Origin of the sequence: Bartonella sp. AA74HLJMH (genome assembly GCF_042197045.1) — a bacterium.
Taxonomy (GTDB): domain Bacteria; phylum Pseudomonadota; class Alphaproteobacteria; order Rhizobiales; family Rhizobiaceae; genus Bartonella.
On sequence record NZ_JBHIRJ010000163.1, the window covers coordinates 1 to 555 of the forward strand.

The following is a 555-nucleotide window of genomic DNA, read 5'->3' on the forward strand; positions in this document are numbered from 1 at the left end:
GTCATCGGCTTTCTCTGCTATTTTCTTGGCTTCTTCACCTGCCATTTCTGCTAATCTTGCTATAGTCTTAGCGTTATTGGCTGCTTCATTCGCGTCGTAAGCTTTACTCCACGCTTCATTTGCTGTGCTTTTTGCCTTTTCCGCCTCACTACGAGCTTGCCCAGCATCATGGTTGGCATAACCTGCTGTCTGTTTGGCTTCCTGTGCTATTTTTTGTGCTTCTTCTGCGGCTGCTTCTAAAGACGCGGCTTTCTTACCCGCTGTTTCAGCTGCCTTTTTCGCCTCTCCTGCTGCATATTTTGCACTATTGGCTATTTCCTTGGCTTTTTCGGCTTCATCTTTTGCTTCATACGCGTAGTTATTGGCTTTCTCCGCTATTTTCTTGGCTTCTTCGCCTGCCGTTTCTGCTAAACTTGCTGTAAGCTTAGCACTATCTGCTGTTTCATTCGCTTTGTGGGCTTTATTCCACGCTGCATTCGCTGTACTTTTTGCCTTTTCTACCTCACTGCGCGCTTGTGCCGCCTCATGGTTAGCATAACCAGCTGTCTGTTTGGC

Annotated in this window: 1 pseudogene; it reads right to left on the reverse strand. The window is 47.2% G+C overall.

The window, feature by feature from the left end:
• A pseudogene (locus tag ACFINH_RS10355) lies at positions 1-555 on the reverse strand (hypothetical protein); the annotation flags it as partial.